This window comes from Haloferax prahovense (genome assembly GCF_000723845.1).
GTDB classification, from domain to species: Archaea; Halobacteriota; Halobacteria; order Halobacteriales; family Haloferacaceae; genus Haloferax; species Haloferax prahovense.
The window spans coordinates 2,317,671-2,333,068 of record NZ_LK053000.1; the positions used below are offsets into that span (position 1 = coordinate 2,317,671).

The 15,398-nt window shown below is 67.9% G+C and carries 15 protein-coding genes, 1 tRNA gene and 1 other RNA gene; 5 read left to right on the plus strand and 12 right to left on the minus strand.

The annotated features are described in order from the left end of the window. Positions 1-109 precede the first annotated feature (109 nt). The 3 genes from BN984_RS11605 (at position 110) to BN984_RS11615 (ending at position 2,901) form a co-directional block, all read left to right on the plus strand. Positions 110-874, plus strand: a complete 765-nt coding sequence (locus tag BN984_RS11605; RefSeq protein ID WP_008092589.1) for a carbon-nitrogen hydrolase family protein — start codon at positions 110-112, stop codon at positions 872-874. Positions 875-937: 63 nt separating this feature from the next. Then, positions 938-2,026, plus strand: a complete 1,089-nt coding sequence (locus BN984_RS11610; RefSeq protein WP_049968290.1) for an NADH:flavin oxidoreductase/NADH oxidase — start codon at positions 938-940, stop codon at positions 2,024-2,026. Between the two features lie 71 nt (positions 2,027-2,097). Continuing rightward, on the plus strand, positions 2,098-2,901 hold the full coding sequence (locus BN984_RS11615; RefSeq protein WP_008092591.1) for a DUF7547 family protein: 804 nt from the start codon (positions 2,098-2,100) through the stop codon (positions 2,899-2,901). Between the two features lie 39 nt (positions 2,902-2,940). Here BN984_RS11615 and BN984_RS11620 read toward each other — a convergent pair whose 3' ends face one another. Genes BN984_RS11620 through BN984_RS11630 form a run of 3 tightly spaced genes read right to left on the minus strand, consistent with a single transcriptional unit; the run spans position 2,941 to position 4,977 of the window. Further along, on the minus strand, positions 2,941-3,408 hold the full coding sequence (locus BN984_RS11620) for a hypothetical protein (protein WP_008092593.1): 468 nt from the start codon (positions 3,406-3,408) through the stop codon (positions 2,941-2,943). 40 nt (positions 3,409-3,448) lie between these two features. Beyond that, positions 3,449-3,826, minus strand: coding sequence for an OB-fold domain-containing protein (locus BN984_RS11625; RefSeq protein ID WP_008092595.1), 378 nt, complete (start codon positions 3,824-3,826; stop codon positions 3,449-3,451). Further along, complete coding sequence (locus BN984_RS11630; protein WP_008092597.1) at positions 3,826-4,977, minus strand: thiolase family protein; 1,152 nt, start codon at positions 4,975-4,977, stop codon at positions 3,826-3,828. The genes BN984_RS11625 and BN984_RS11630 overlap by 1 nt, the downstream gene beginning before the upstream one ends. A 93-nt stretch (positions 4,978-5,070) precedes the next feature. On the opposite strand from BN984_RS11630, the gene BN984_RS11635 reads away from it, so the two are divergent. Together BN984_RS11635 and ffs are read left to right on the plus strand one after the other, a co-directional pair. Next, complete coding sequence (locus BN984_RS11635) at positions 5,071-5,484, plus strand: DUF7548 family protein (RefSeq protein WP_008092598.1); 414 nt, start codon at positions 5,071-5,073, stop codon at positions 5,482-5,484. 150 nt (positions 5,485-5,634) lie between these two features. Next, an RNA gene (ffs, locus tag BN984_RS19100) (signal recognition particle sRNA) lies at positions 5,635-5,946 on the plus strand. Positions 5,947-6,113: 167 nt separating this feature from the next. On the opposite strand, the gene BN984_RS11640 is transcribed toward ffs, so the two are convergent. The 9 genes from BN984_RS11640 to BN984_RS11680 form a co-directional block, all read right to left on the minus strand. After that, positions 6,114-6,386: a twin-arginine translocase TatA/TatE family subunit gene (locus BN984_RS11640; RefSeq protein ID WP_008092600.1), complete on the minus strand. Its 273-nt coding sequence runs from the start codon at positions 6,384-6,386 to the stop codon at positions 6,114-6,116. 199 nt (positions 6,387-6,585) lie between these two features. Further along, positions 6,586-7,356, minus strand: coding sequence for an SDR family oxidoreductase (locus BN984_RS11645; RefSeq protein WP_049968291.1), 771 nt, complete (start codon positions 7,354-7,356; stop codon positions 6,586-6,588). A gap of 113 nt (positions 7,357-7,469) precedes the next feature. Continuing rightward, a tRNA-Gly gene (locus BN984_RS11650) sits at positions 7,470-7,540 on the minus strand. 177 nt (positions 7,541-7,717) lie between these two features. Further along, complete coding sequence (locus BN984_RS11655) at positions 7,718-8,950, minus strand: DUF4382 domain-containing protein (RefSeq protein WP_049968619.1); 1,233 nt, start codon at positions 8,948-8,950, stop codon at positions 7,718-7,720. A 122-nt stretch (positions 8,951-9,072) separates the two neighbouring features. Continuing rightward, positions 9,073-10,101 carry an NAD(P)/FAD-dependent oxidoreductase gene (locus BN984_RS11660; RefSeq protein ID WP_049968292.1) on the minus strand — a complete coding sequence of 343 codons (1,029 nt, stop codon included), beginning with the start codon at positions 10,099-10,101 and terminating at the stop codon, positions 9,073-9,075. Positions 10,102-10,219: 118 nt separating this feature from the next. Next, positions 10,220-10,888 carry a class I SAM-dependent methyltransferase gene (locus BN984_RS11665; RefSeq protein WP_049968293.1) on the minus strand — a complete coding sequence of 223 codons (669 nt, stop codon included), beginning with the start codon at positions 10,886-10,888 and terminating at the stop codon, positions 10,220-10,222. 85 nt (positions 10,889-10,973) lie between these two features. After that, entirely contained in the window at positions 10,974-13,100 is a 2,127-nt protein-coding gene (locus tag BN984_RS11670; RefSeq protein WP_049968294.1) for a type II secretion system F family protein, read from the minus strand. Position 13,101: 1 nt separating this feature from the next. Beyond that, entirely contained in the window at positions 13,102-14,796 is a 1,695-nt protein-coding gene (locus tag BN984_RS11675; RefSeq protein ID WP_049968295.1) for a type II/IV secretion system ATPase subunit, read from the minus strand. A 101-nt stretch (positions 14,797-14,897) separates the two neighbouring features. Then, the gene (locus tag BN984_RS11680) at positions 14,898-15,395 is read right to left on the minus strand and encodes a DUF7549 family protein (protein ID WP_049968296.1); all 498 of its coding nucleotides are present in this window, start codon (positions 15,393-15,395) and stop codon (positions 14,898-14,900) included. Positions 15,396-15,398 lie beyond the last annotated feature (3 nt).

Sequence of the window (15,398 nt, forward strand, 5' to 3'; positions counted from 1 at the left end):
GTCCGTTCGACTGTAAAAAGAGCGTTTCCCTTCGCTTCGCGTCTCCGGGTGGCACCGACCGCCGATACTATCCGGGCCACTTTTTCGCGGCCCATCCGTTCCTCCGAGCGTGACCGGTCCAACCATCGCCGTGCCACAGCGCGCGGCGTTCGACCTCGACCCGGCGCGAAACGAGGATGACGTGCGCGCCCGCGCCGCCGATCTCTCCGAGTCGGTCGACATCGCGCTGTTCTCCGAGTACGCGCTCACGGGCTTCGTCGCGGACAGCCGCGCCTTCAGCGGCGCGATACCCCGGGAGCGTGCGACCGACTTCCTCGCGTCCGTCGCCGCCGACAACGAACTCGACGTGCTCGCGGGCTACCTCGAACGCGACGGCGAGACGCTCTACAACGCGGCCGCCTACGTCCGTCCCGACGGCTCCGCCGCGGTCTACCGGAAGCGACACCTCTGGGGCGGCGAATCCGAGGTCGTCACGCCGGGCGACGAACTCGTCGTCACGGACACACCCGCCGGACGGACGGGACTCCTCACCTGCTACGACCTGAACTTCGTCGGCGACAGCGCTGCGTTGACCGACGAGCGAATCGACGCCCTGTTCGTCGTCGGCGCGTGGCCCGCCGCTCACTCGACGAACTGGCGACTGCTCTGTCGCGCCCGCGCCCTCGACGGGGTGCGGTGGCTCGTCGGCGCGAACAGGACGGGGAGCGGGTCTGTTTCCGGGTCCGATACCTCGGAGTACGCGGGTCGCTCGCTCGTCGTTCGTCCCGACGGCGTCGTCGCGGCGGCGCTGAACCGCGGCGAGCGCGACCTCGTCTGGACGCTCGACCGCGACCTGCTCGCCGAACAGCGCGCGTTCGTCGGGTCGGTGGAGTAGCCGAAACCGGACTGCATCACCGGAACCGAGGGGGGTTTTTCCGCCCCCGCCCAATCGGGGTCGATGACGGACACGCTCTTTACGCCGCTTTCGCTCCGCGACACCGAGGTTCGGAACCGAATCATGGTCTCGCCGATGTGCCAGTACTCCTCGACCGACGGGTTCGCCGAGGACTGGCATCTCGTCCACCTCGGAAGCCGCGCCGTCGGCGGCGCGGGCATCGTCATGTCCGAGGCGACGGCCGTCTCCCCTGAGGGTCGCATCTCGCCGAACGACCTCGGAATCTGGTCGGACGACCACGTCGAGAAGCTTCAGCAGATAACCTCGTTCGTCTCGTCGATGGGGAGCGTACCGGCAATCCAACTCGCCCACGCGGGCCGAAAGGCGAGCAAGTCCCGGCCGTGGGAGGGGAGCGAGCCGGTCGCGCCCGAAGACGGCGGATGGACCACCGTCGCCCCCAGCGACGTGCCGTGGCCCTACGAGGGCGAGGCCCCGCCGCTCCGGAAGCTCTCGACCGACGGAATCGAAGGCGTCGTCGACGACTTCCGCGCCGCGGCCGAGCGCGCCCTCGACGCCGGCTTCGAAATCGCCGAGGTCCACGCGGCCCACGGCTACCTCCTCCACGAGTTCCTCTCGCCGATCACGAACCACCGCGACGACGAGTACGGCGGCTCCTTCGAGAACCGGACGCGGCTCCTCCGCGAGGTCACGCAAGCGGTCCGGGAGGTCTGGCCCGACGACAAGCCCGTCTTCGTCCGCATCTCCGCGACCGACTGGCTGGACGACCGCGAGTCGTGGGACATCGAGCAGTCGGTCCGCCTCGCGGCCGACCTCGACGACCTCGGCGTCGACCTCGTCGACGTGAGTGCCGGCGGCATCCACCCCGACCAGCGCATTCCGAACACCGGCCCCGGCTATCAGGTTCCCTTCGCGGAGGTCATCCGCGAGGAGACCGACATGATGGTCGGCGCGGTCGGCGGCATCCGAACCGCCCGCCACGCCGACGAAGTCGTCAGCAACGGGCGAGCCGACCTCGCCATCGTCGGCCGCGAGCACCTTCGCGACCCGTACTTCGCGCTCCACGCCGCCGAGGAACTCGACGCCGACGCGGAGTGGCCGCCGCAGTACCAGCGCGCGGTCCCGCGCCGGTAGGGGTCGACCTCGGCCCGCGCGGGTTCGCCACCCCTCGAACGCTTATCCCCGCGGCGACCCAACCGTTGGCCATGAGCGACCGACGACGCGACGACGACATCCTCGATTTACTCGACGAACTCGGGGACACGCTCGACGAACTCGGCGCGGAACTCCGCGAGGAGCGCGACCGCAACCGCGGCCGCGGCCGACGCGTCACCGGCGACGACCGCTTTCGGCCCCCGCGTCCGCCGACGTTCGGCGAGGTACTGCGATTCACCGAGTCGTACACCATCCCGACGGTCATCGCCGTCCTCGAAGCGACCATCGCCTCCCTCGAACTCCTCCGCCGTCTCATGCGGCTGTCCGACCCCGGCCGCGCGATGGAAGACGCCAGAAGCGAGACGGAGTCCCGGATGCGAAACGTCCCGAAGAGCGCCGTCTCCGGCGTCGACCGCGCCCTCGACGAACTCAGAAACGCGCTGTCGGAGGCCGACCTGCCGACGAACCCCGAGGCGCGCGACGTGATGGACCGCGCCCGCTCGCTCGCCGACGAACTCGACGAGCGAATCACCGAGGCCGAGCGCGAGCGAACGACCCGAGAGCGTCGCTGGCGCGAGGACGAACGAACGTTCGAATCGGAGTGGCAACGGCGTGACGACGCCCGGCGTTCCCGCGACGAGAGCCGCGTCTCAAGCGACGCCGAACCGGTCGGCACGGGGCCGGTCCGAATCGACGTGACAGAAGAGGCCGACCCGGACGGTGGAGACGACGAGAGCGACGGACCCAAAGTCGACGTCGACGCTGAACTGGAGTCGATTAAGCGCGAGGTGAAGGGCGACGACGACGGTGACGGGTCCGACGCCGATGCGGGCGACGAGCCGAGCGACCGCTGAGCGGCGGAACACGCGCCCTCCGTGCCGAGCGATTCCCGGTTACCGCGCCGGTCGAACGTCCACGCGAACCAGGTCGCCGACCCACGCCGCAAGCGCGAGGAGCGCGATGCCCGCGCCGCCGGTCACGAGGACGGGCGTGAACTGCACGCCGTTGACGAGGACCAACAGCGCGAACAGCAGCGAGATGACGCCCACGACCGCCAGCGCCGACGCCACGCCGACGCGCCACCATGCGAGCCCGGCCGTCTTCGACTTCCCGCGGACGACACGGGAGACGCCCGCGGCGACGACGCCGAGGCCGACGAGATAGGCGGCGAAACGCAGGTCGTAGCCCGCACCCGCGGACCCGAACGCGACTTCGAGAGCATCGAAGCCGACGATGAGCAGGTACGTCGGCAGTTGGAACGGTTGGAACTGGATGCCGTAGCCGAGCCCGTACAGCCCGGCCAGTACCGCCGTGGCGACCGCCGCGTCGCGCGCGAAGGAGACGCCGCTGGTGCGGTTCATACGGGAGATAGAAGGTGTAGTTATATCAACACTCGCCCGCTCAGCGCGGTTCGAAGCGGTAGCCGTCCCACTCCTGACTCGCGGGCTCACGGATGCCCGCACCGGGTTCGCGGAGTTCCTCGCAGTAGACCGGTCGAACCTCGTCGCCGATGTCGACGTCGTCCTCGCCAGTGACCTGCCCGATGGCTCGGACGGGCTCGCCGTCCACGTCGAACTCGACGATGGCGAGCGTGTTGGGCTGGCGGACGCCCGGCGGTGTCGCCGTCGATTTCGTCCACGTCAGCACCGTCGCCGTGTAGTCGCTGAGGTCGACCGTGCCGACCGGTTCCTCGCCGCCGGGACCGACCGGGTGGCCGGGGTAGGTGATGCTCCCGTCGGGGTAGCGGTACGCCTCCATCGCGGGTACGTCGTCGGACATTATCGGGACTCCATGATGGTCGTGGTCACGCAGTTGCCGAAGCCGCCGACGTTGCACGCGAGGCCCACGTCGGCGTCGACCTGCCGCTCGCCTGCGTCACCGATGAGCTGTTTGTAAATCTCGTACACCTGCGCGACGCCCGAGGCCCCGAGGGGGTGGCCCTTCGACTTCAGGCCGCCGGACGTGTTGATGGGGAGGTCGCCGTCGCGGTCCGTGACGCCCTCCTCGACCGCCTTCCAGCCTTCGCCCTTCTCGAAGAAGCCGAGGTCCTCCGACTGGAGGAACTCGAGGATGGTGAACATGTCGTGGAGTTCAGCCACCTCGATGTCGTCGGGTTCGAGGTCGGCCATCTCGTAGGCGATTTCAGAGGAGTTGACGACCCCGCCCATCGTGGTCGGGTCGGCGCGCTCGTGGACGACGTGGGTGTCGGTCGCGCCGCCGATGCCGGAGATGACGGCGTAGTCGTCGGTGTACTCGCGGGCGACCGACTCGGGGCAGAAGACGAGCGCCGCCGAGCCGTCGGTGATGGGACAGAAGTCGTAGAGGCGAAGCGGGTCGGCGACGATTGGCGAGTCCATGACGGTGTCGAGGTCGACCTCCTTTCGGAACTGGGCGTGGGGGTTGTCGACGCCGTTTTTGTGGTTCTTGACGGCGACCTTCCCGAGCGACTCCCGCGGGGCGTCGTAGGTGTCGAGGTAGAGCCGTGCGGTCAGCCCCGCGAAGGAGGGAAGCGTCACGCCGTGTTTGTACTCCACCGGATGCGTCAGCGAGGCGATGACGTCGGTCGCCTCGGCGGTCGAGCGGTGGGTCATCTTCTCGCCGCCGACGAGCATCGTCATGTCGGACGCGCCGGAGGCGACCGACTGCCACGCGGCGTAGACGCCCGCGCCGCCGGACGACGAGGTCTGGTCGATTCGGGCGGTGTAGGCGGGCATCGCCGCGAGGTCGTGAGCGAGGGCGTTCGGCACGCCCGTCTGGCCCTCGAACTCGCCGCTCGCCATGTTCGAGACGTAGAGGTGCTCGATTTCGTCGGGCGAGACGTCGGCGTCCGCGAGGGCGGCCTGTCCCGCTTCCGCGAGCAGTTCGCGAATCCACGCGTCTCGCTGCCCGAACTGGGTCATCGATGCACCGATAATCGCTACGCGGTCCATACGCGCACGTCGTCGCAGCGCGATTTAAAACCGGGCAATCCCTCACCGGCACGTCTCAAACCGTTTATCAGTCGGTCGCCCGAACGACCGGCCATGGACGCCGAACGCCTCGCGCCGGCCGTCGGAATCGTCGGCGCGCTGCTCCTCGCAATCGCCGTCGCGGTTCCCGCCGTCGCCATCGAGGGCGGGGACGGACAGGTGGCCGCCTACTACGCCGCGGGCCCGGTCGGCATCTCGTTCGTCGGGATGCTCGCGCTTCTCGAAACCATCGTCTTCCTCTCCGGCAGACAGGAGCGGACCGACCCGGCGACGGCCGCCGGACTCGCCTTCGTCCTCTCGCTTTCGATGCTCGGCATCGCCGCGCTGTGGTCGTTCTCCATCGACCCGACGCTCCTGTTCAGCTTCGACCAGCAGTACTCGTGGCTCACCTACCACCGCTGGTCGGTCGTGGCCGCCGCGTTCGTCACCTTCGTCGGCGGCGCGTGGTACGCCCGCGGCGTGTTGTAAGCCGGCGTCGGCGGTGCCGGAGTCGATGCCGGTGTTGACTCGTTTTCTCGCGCTCCGCTCTCGGAGCGCCGCGTCGAACCACCCCGACGGTGTCCCCCGATTTTACCGCATCCGAGTCGAAAGGCCCTTAACAGTCGATGGATAATGAGGGAGTGGACTAGGTCGGGCAGTTAGGCCCTGCTCTCTACCCGCGAAATAGGTCTTCAGCGGGGACCGAACACGGGCGCGTCCGGTCAGACCGGCGCGGGCCCCGGAAGCCAACGTAGAAACCTCGTCCTTCGGGGACAGCGGCTCCGCGTACCCCTTCCGCAGGGAAGGGTTCGCGCGGTTCATCGGTGGTACCCCGCCAGGCGCGGAAGCGAGCAGCGGACCATCGGACGTGCGTCGCTCGAGGGATCGCGGGGTGGAGGAGGCAACCGGGATTCCCCACGTCGGAACGCCGGGCAACCTCGCTGTCCACCCATTCATACCTCATCGTAGTTACCCGCCGACCGACCGGTCTCTCGGTCGCGGATTCGACGTATAGAGTCCAAGAGCCCTCGCTCCGGCGGCACGTACCGCACGCGCGACTGTCGGTACTCGGCGAACTGAAATACCGCACAAGGGGTCTGTTCCCCCGGGGGAGACGCTTACTGTTTGTTCTCGGCTTCCGTCTCGGTCGCTTCGGCCTCAGCCTCGGTCTCGTCTTCTTCGTCGTCGTCGTTCTCGCCTTCCTCTGCGCCCTTCTTCAGTTCGTCTTCGATCTCCTCGCGGCCGCGGCGGAACTCGCCCATCGCCTGGCCCGACGACCGGGCCAGTTGGGGGAGTTTGTTCGCGCCGAACAGGAGGACGATGATGAGCAGGACGATGAGCAGTTCTGGGCCGCCCGGGAGTCCGGGGAACAGTGGAATGGAATCCAGCATTACGTTCGGTTACGTTCGGGGGGAAGATAAGAGAGACGGTCCGGGATTGAGCCCCGAAGTCGCCGTAGTCCGCGTATTTCGGGGGCTCATGGACGTTCGAGCGGCACGACGGACCGAGCGTCGGACCGACCGCGTCAACCGCGCATCGGTCCCGTCTCAACCTCGGAACTGACCGCGTCAGCCACGGGCCAGCCCCGCGTCACCGCCAACTGGTCCAGCCGCCGTCGACGACGATGGATTCGCCGGTGACGTACTTCGAGAGGTCGCTGGCGAGGAAGACCGCCACGCCGGCCACGTCGTCCGGTTCGCCCTGCCGACCGAGCGGAATCATCGCGTTCAACTGCGCCATCTGTTCCTCGCTCGTCTCCTCGGCCCCTTCGGGACCGATTTTCGTCTTGATAGCGCCGGGGTGAATCGCGTTCACCCGGACGTTGTCCCCGCCGAGTCCGTGGGCGAGCGAGTACGAGAGCGTCCGGACGGCCCCCTTCGACGCGCTGTACGACGGGTAGTTGCCGTTGCCGAAGATGCCGTTGACGCTAGAGATGTTGATGATGCTCCCGCCGCCGGATTCGACCATCCGCGTTGCGGCCGCCTGCGTCCCGAAGTACACACCCTTCAGGTTGATGTCCATCATCTCTTGGAACTCGTCTTCGGTGACTTCGAGGAAGTCTTCGGGCCGCCAGATGCCGGCGTTGTTCACCATCACGTCCACGCCGCCGAACGCCTCGGCGGCGTCCATCGCCTCCTCGAACGCGGCCGGGTCGGTCACGTCGAGTTCGACGTACGTCGCCGACGAGTCGGTGTCCGATTCGATTTTCTCGTGGGTCGACGCGCCGCCTTCCTTCGGCTCTTCGCGGATGTCGCAGACAACCACGTCCGCGCCCGCCTCGGCGTAGGCCAGCGCGATTCCCCGTCCGATACCCGAGCTACCGCCGGTGACGACCGCGACGCGGCCGTCGAGTAAACTCATCTGTAATACACCTCACACGAATATAGAGGGAACGATAGTTAAGGATAGCCGCCAGTTCCGACGAAGTGAGAGTCGCTGAACGCTCTCCGTGGCGAACAGCGGTCCGAAGAAGATGCACCGGCTGGGAATCGAACCCAGATAATTGGCTTGGAAGGCCAATGTCTTACCATTAGACCACCGGTGCTCATTTCATTCGCACCGTGCATCGACGGACGGAGTCCGTCTCAACACCGGTGCTCGCTCGCTTCACTCGCTCGCACCGAGCCTCGGCCTCGCTTCGCTCGGCCGAGACACCGGTGCGCGCGAACGTCGCATCTATCCCTTCATTCTCGACGCCCCAATAAGGATGTTACCTTTTCGGTCAGGCGACGAGGGAGGGCGATTCGCCGCCCCCAGCGGGGTTGTCGGGGGCGCTCCCGAGGAATTCGAACTCGAACTCCGTCTCGGATTCGGTCTCCCCGTCGACGACGACCACCGTCACGTCTCGCTCGTCGGGGATGGCGATGCCTAACTCACCGTCGGCGTCGGTCGTGCCGGCGGTCTCGTCGTTTATCGTCACCGTCGCGTTCTCCACGGGCGCCCCGTTCCGCGTGACGACGACCGTCACGTTCTCGCCGGCGGAGACGTTCCCGTCGAAGCTCACGGTGAGGTCGCTCTCGGCGTTGAGTTCGGCGCGCTCGCCGTCATCGGTCCCGTTTTCGCCCGCTTCGACCTCGGCGTTCGCGTCACCCTCGGCCTCGGCCTCGGCTTCCGCCTCCGCCTCGGCCTTCTTCTCCGCGCCGACCTTCGTAATCGGCACGTCCGTCCCCGACTCGCTCACGACGGGCTTGAGGATGTACTTCCCGCTGTTGCCCGCCTCGAACGCGGTGATGTCGAAGACGAAGTCAACGGATTCGCCGTTGCCGACTTCGAAGTCCGTGTTGAGCTGAAGCTTGTTACTCGGGAGCTTCACGTTGACCTGTTCGCCGGTCTTCAGCGTCCCGTTCACGTCGCCCACGTGCACGAAGACCTTCGTGTAGTTGCCCTCTGGCACGTCGTACTCGCCGACGAGACTCGCGTTTTCGCCCTGCAGTTCGGTCAGGTCGACGGTCACGTTGTCGACCTCGTAGGTGACGCTCGACTCGCCCTCGGCCGCGTCGGTGTCGTTCACGTCGGCCGATTCTTCGACCTCGGCGTCGGCGTCGGCGTCGGCGTCGGCGTCGGCGTCGGCGTCGACCGACCCGTTGGTCGAGACGGACGTGTTCGTCGCGTTCGCCGTCGCGTTGGCTTCGAGTTCGACCTCGACGCTCGCGTTCGCCTCCGCGTCGGCGTCCGTGTCGTTCTCGTCGGCCTCGGATTCCGCGTCCTCGGTTTCGACCTCGCTCTCCGACTCGGCGTCGCCGTCCGCGCGGACGAGCGTCACGCGCTCGATGGTGACGTTAAGGTGCTCGAAGTCCGCGATGGCGTTCTGCTCGTCGCTCACGTAGAAGTTCACGGTCCCCGTCCGGGCGGCGTCGCCGTCAGACGACGCGGTCGTCGTCGCGTCGGCGGCCCCGTCGGTCTGCGTCTCGGTCAGCGTGCCGGTCCCGCCCGCGCAGCCGGCCAGTACGACCATGAGCGCGAGCAAGACAGTCGCAAGTCCAGTACGTTTCATCGTGAGAGACCGTACTGGCCGAGAGAACTTTAGAAGGGTGTTCGTACGCCTCGGTTTTCACCGAATTTCGCCGAATTACGGCCTCAGTCGTCCGCGTGTGATTCGTTAAACCGTTTCGCCTTGTCGAGCAGTCCGGGGGAGATGCCGGGCACGTCGTCGACGCTCACCGCGCCCTCGGCGCGAATCTCGTCGAGGCTCTTGGGGAACTCGCGGAGCTCCATGTGGATGGCGATGCCCGCCTTTGCGCCCTTGCCCATCGCCACCGGAATCTGGTTGTGACCGGGGGTGATGTCGCCGACCGCGAACACGCCGTCGGCGCTGGTCCGGCCGTGGTCGTCCACGGGGACCGTCTCGTCGTCGTTGAGCTCCACGTCGAGCGCCTCGAACAGCGTCGTGTTGTAGCTCGAGCCGTACATCGCGAAGCCGCCTTTGTACTCGCGGACGGTGCCGTCTTCGAACTCGAAGCTCTCCAGCCAGCCGTCGTCGCGCTTCGTCATGCCCGAAATCTCCGCTTCGACGATGTCGACGGGGTGCGCGCGGACGAGTTCGTCCGTCTCGTTGGACCACGTCGGCTCGTCGCCGCGGAGCAGCAGGTCCACCTCGTCGGTGAAGTTGAGCATTATCATGGCGACGTAGGCCGCGGAGTCCGAGTGGCCCATCACGTACACCGACTCGTCGACGAACATGTAGGCGTCGCAGTGCAGGCAGTAGTGCAGGCCCTTCCCGGTGCGGGGAAGCGGCGGGTCGGGGCGCTCGTCGTTGAAGCCGACGCCGAGGACGACGCGGTCGGCGACGAACTCGCCCTCGTTGCCGACGAGGCGGAACCGGCCGTCGTCCAACCGTTCCGCGTCGGTCACGAAGTCGCGGTGGATGTCGGTCCCGTAGTCTTCGAGTTGCCCGCGCGCGGTTTCGAGGAACTCGTTGCCAGAGACGTCCTCGGTGACGCCGATGACGTTGTGCGTGTCGAGCATCATGGCCGCGCGGCCGCCGCCGCGGTCCACGAGCGCGGTGTCGTGGCCCAGTCGCGTCGTGTAGAGCGCGGTCTGGAGGCCCGCGGGGCCGCCGCCCACGACGACAACCTCGTACTCCCGTGGTTCGTCGATTTCAGTCATACACGGGAATTCGTCGCGGCGCTCTTAAGCCCACATCACCTGTGCGCGGCCGGCATCCACCCGAAACGAGTTAGCAAACAACACGATTCTGCCCGACGCCCGAAACCGCCCGTGACGCTCAGCGCCCGCGAGGCTCAGCGCCCGCGACGACGGCGTAGCAGTTCCCGCTGGACACCGTCGATTCGACGACCGCGAGGTCGCTCGCGTCGAGGTCGGCGTCGAACTCGTCGGGCGCGTAGATGTGGTAAAATCGGGGCACCGTCTCGCCGCCGGGGAGCGTCCAGTCGACCGTCGTGTCGAAGCCGTCCTCGCGGTCGAACGTGTCGTGGGCGGTGCTCCACGCGCTGACGACCGCGCGGCCGTCGGCGTCGAGCACGCGCGCGAGTTCGTTCAGGCTCGCCACGCGCGCCGGCCGCGGCGCGAGGTGGTGAATCGTCGCCACGTACACCGCGAGGTCGAAGGCGCCGTCGGCGAAGGGGAGTCGCGAGGCGTCGCCCTGCACGAGTCCGGCGTCGAAGCCGCGCTCGGCCGCTCGCGCGACCGCCTCGTCGAGGAGGCCGCGACTCACGTCGAGGCCGACGACTTCCTCTGCGTGCGCGGAGAGGAGTTCCACGTGCCGGCCGTTGCCGCAGCCGAGGTCGAGCGCGCGGGCCGCCGCCCCCGACTCGGTCGCGTCGCCGACGAACGACTCGACTTCGGGCCACGGGTACTCGCGGGTCGAGGCGAAGTGCGACGCGATGCGGTCGTACGTCTCGCGGACCCCGTCTCGGGGTTCGTCTCCGTCCATGCCGGTCGGTCGAGGCGGTGAGACAAAGACCGCACGGGTCGCGGGCGGCGGTCGGGAGTCACGGGTCGCCGGACGGGCGCGGAACTTACATGAACATGAACGTCACGTAGGTGATGGCGAGCAGGACGGCGGCGTGTTTGACGCCGTCGGCGACCTGTCCCTCGCCGAGCTGTCCGGCGATGAGTCCCGAGCAGAGTCCCTGAATCGCCGTGACGTGGAAGAACAACAGCGTGTAGGAGTCGGTGTTCACGTCGCGGAGGCCGGAGAACGCGCCGGAGGTGACGCCCGCGACCTCGCCGGAGCCGATGGCACCGGCGCTGGCCTGCTCGACCGCTGGGATGAACGACACTGTCAGCGCGGCGACGATGCCGAGGAAGACGAGAAACGAGATGTAGATGACGAGCAGGTAGGTGACCATCTCCTGATTCCGCTCGCGGGCGAGTCGGCGGCTGTCTTGGGCCTCGTTGGCCGCGATGCGGAGCACGGGCGCGAGGTCGCCGCTCGCGCTCATCGCGTTGGTGATGAGCGTCACCGACCGCGACACCATCGGACTCGTCGTCCGGCGGTCCATCCGCCGGAGCGCGGTCTGGGCGTCGGCCCCCCAGTCGATGTCGCGGACGGCGCGGTCGACCTCGTCGCCGAGGGGGCCGAGGTCCGACGCGGACACCCGGCGGAGGCTCTGGACGACCGTCAGTCCGGCCTCGTTGACGCTCGCGAGGCGGTCGAGGAAGTCGGGCATGCTCCGCTCGATGGCTCGAATTCGCCGCTTCCGAAGCTCGTGGAACGCCGAGACGACGACGAGCGCGCCGATTGCGGCCTCCACGACGTGTTGGTCCACCGCGTCGGCGACGCCGAGGAGCGTCGGGTCGGCGGGGAACGTGGTCCGCAGGGCGACCCAGACGAGCCCCAGTGGAACGGTGAGCGCGAGCGTGGCGAGCGGGTGGCGGCCGAGGGTGTCGAGCGGGCGGTCGAACCAGTCGCGAACCGCGCGGAACCGGTCGTAGGCGGCGAGTCGCTCGCGGTTCGCGCGCCACGGGTCGCCTCGGGTGTCGGTCTCGCCGCCGTCGGTCGCCGGGGCCGAACCGACGCCGCCGTTCGCGTCGATGCGCCGGAGCGACGCGCCCGCGGCCTCCGCGTCGTCGTCGGCGACCGCCGCGCCCCGGAGCGACTCGGTGATGCTGTCGATGTAGACGACGAAGCCGAAACTCGCCAGCGGGATGCCGAGGTAGCCGACGATTCGGATGAGCGTCAGCGTGTCCGCGAGGACGAGACCGATGACGACGAGGACGGTGATGAAAAACAGCGGCCCGGCCACGAGGACGGTGACGTACACCTCGGCGAACGTCGACAGGAGGTCGAGATACTGCTGTTGTTGGGCCTCCGCCTCCGCCTGAAACCGCTCGTACTGCTCTTGGAGGAACGACGAGAGGTTGCGACCGCTCCCGAGCACGCTGGCGAGGTTCTCGGCGAACTCTTCGAGACTCGGGCTCGGCGTCCGCGTGGCCATCGTCTGGAGGGCGCTTAGCACGTCGGTGCCGAAGGCGTCCATGTCGCGGACGACGATGCTGACCTCCCGCGCCGCCTCGCCGTAGATTGCCTCGTTTCGGGCCAGCGTCTCCAGCACCTGCGGGAACGGCATCCCCGACCGCGACAGCGCGAAGACGAACGCGACCGTCCGCGGGAGCGTCGCTTCGATTTCCGACGAGCGGGTGCGGGCGCGCTCGGTGAGGACGTACCACCGACCCCAGTAGACGCCGAGCGCGAGGAGCGCCCCGAGCGTCGCGCTCGAAAGCAAGAGCGCGAGAAACAGGTCGCGGAGCGGGAGCGCCTGAATGCTCGTGAGCCCGCCGAGGAAGCCGAGGGCGGCCGGAAGAACTTCGCGAATCGTCTCGGACTGAACGGCGAGCGTTTCGAGGGTCACCGCGGCCAGATAGACGCCGAAGACGCTCCCGGCGACGCCGAAGACGGCCGCCATGAGGAGCGTCCGCGAGGCGTACACGCGGTGGGTGACGCTCACGTGGGCCGCTCGCAGTTGGTTTCGCTGCTCCCTGCGCCGGGGGTTCTCGTTGGCGACGTAGAAGCCGAAGACGGAGAGGGCGACCCGCGAGACGAGGAGGCCGGCCGAACGGCTCACCGGCGACAGGACGACGGGGAGAACGAGGAGGACGGCGAGAACGAGGGGGAGCAGGTACAGGTACTGCGCGGCGGCCATCTCAGGCCTCCGTGCCGGCGTCGACGATGTCCTCGTCGGCCTCGACGCGCCGCATCACGTCTTCGGAGTCCGCGTAGTACTCGTTGATGAGCGCGGTGAACCGCCGGTAGTCGGAGACGTCCTTGTCGAGGAGGTACCGGAGGAACACCTCGCGGCGACGGAGTTCCCGACGGAGTTCGGTCCGCGACCAGCCGTTCTCGCGCTGGATTTCGGTGAGGAGCGAGCTGTCGTTCCGGCTGAACGTGTCGGTCTCTGGCTCCCACGCGAACGCCGACGAGTAGTCGAGTTCGCCGGTCCGCTGGTCGATGTCGCCGATTTCGCCGATGGTCTGCGAGCGGCGGACGCGCTCGCCGTCGTGGCGGGTGAGCGTCTGGACGCACAGCAGGTCGAGCGACTGCACCATCGCGCGCGGGACGTTGATGGGCTCGTTTTCGAGGCGGTTGATGACCGTCTCGATGCTGTCGGCGTGCATCGTCGAGAACGTCGTGTGCCCCGTGTTCATCGCCTGGAACAGCGTCACGGCCTCGTCGCCGCGGACCTCGCCGACGATGATGTACTCGGGGCGGTGCCGGAGCGCCGAGCGAAGCAGGTCGTACATCGAGATGTCGGTCCCCTCGTGGAGTCGCTCGCGGGTGACAGACGACAGCCAGTTGTCGTGGTAGAGCGCGAGTTCGCGGGTGTCCTCGATGGACAACACCTTCGACCGCGGGGGGACGAACATCGACACCGCGTTCATCGAGGTGGTCTTCCCCGAGGCGGTGCCGCCCGCGAAGATGAGGCTCTTGTTGTGTTCGATGCAGAGCCACAGGTAGGCCATCTGCTCGATGGAGAACGTGCCGTAGCGAACGAGGTCGATGGGCGTGAACGGCTCTTCGGCGTAGAGGCGGATGGTGAAGGCTGACCCGCGCGGGGTGACCTCCTCGCCGAGGGCCAACTCGGCGCGCGCGCCGTTCGGGAGCGTCGTCCCGAGGACGGGGTCGCCGACGCTGATGTGCTGGCCGGAGCGCTGGGCGAGGCGGATGACGAAGTTGTCGAGTTCCTCGGCCTCGAACGAGACGTTGGTGGCGATGTCGGTGTACTCGTCGTGGTAGACGAAAAGCGGGAGGTCGTAGCCGTCACACGAGATGTCCTCGATGTGCGGGTCCTTCATCAGCGGGTCCAGGCGACCGTAGCCGTGGAAGTCCCGCCGGAGGTAGTACAACAGCGTGTAGAAGGTGTTCATGTCGAGTTCCAGCCCGTACTGCTCGAGAAGCGACTGGAGCTCTTCGACGAGCGCCGACTCGGTCCGCGGGTCCGCCTCGCGGCGGTACAAAAGCGGGTCGCGCACGTCGGTGCGAACGCGTTCGAGCAGCGACGCCTCGAACTCGTCGAGGTCGGGTTCGACGGTGTGGTACTGGTGGGCGGTCGCGTCCGTGTCGTAGGTGACGACGACGTAGGCGAAGGGGGCGTTCACCCAGTAACGCTCGACCTCCTCGTGGCCCTCGGGAATCTCGTAGGTCCCGAGCGGCGTGTCATCCGGCGTCAGCGGGAACACGTCGAGCTTCGACCCCCGGAGCATCTCCGCGGTCCGGCGCAGGAGCCGCTGGGTCTCGGCGGTCGCGGCGTCGAACTCCCCGTCGGCGAGGAGTCGCAACACCCCTCGGTCACCCGGCGGGTCGCGCGTCGCCTTCGTCTCGCTCGTGATATCTCGTGCCATCGTCACCCGGTTGGTTGGTCGGGAGGTATGGGGGGTTGGAACTTAAAAGGTCCGCGCGGGAGATTGTCACTCGGCGAGAACGACCGGCCCGCGGCTCGCGTTCAGGTCCGGTCGACCGTTAGGAGCACGCCGGCGAGAACGAGCGAGATGACGACGCCGAGCGGGAGCGGGATACCCGGAAGCCCGCGCGTCGCGAGCAGATACGTCGCTGCGGCGAGGACGACGCCGACGACGCCGAGGAGGCCGCCGAGGACTCGAACGGGGTCGACCGGCCCGGCTTCGACCCGCTCGTCGCGCAGGTAATAGACGATGGAAAACAGGACCGCGAGCGCGAGGACGGCCGCGCCGACGACCCACGCTTGGTAGGCGACGGCGACGGTCTGTCCCGACTGCAGCGACAGCGCGGACAGCGGGCTCCTGACCGCGACGCGGCTGGAGAGGCCCCACGCGAACTGAATCTCGGCGAAGGGGAACCGGACGAAAAGCAGGCTCACGCCCGAGAGGTTCGGCGTGTACGTGACGTTCCACGGGAGGAGCGCGCAGAGCCACGTCGAGACGACGGCCAGCGCACCCGCGTGTTCGGAGCGGACCCAGACCATAGG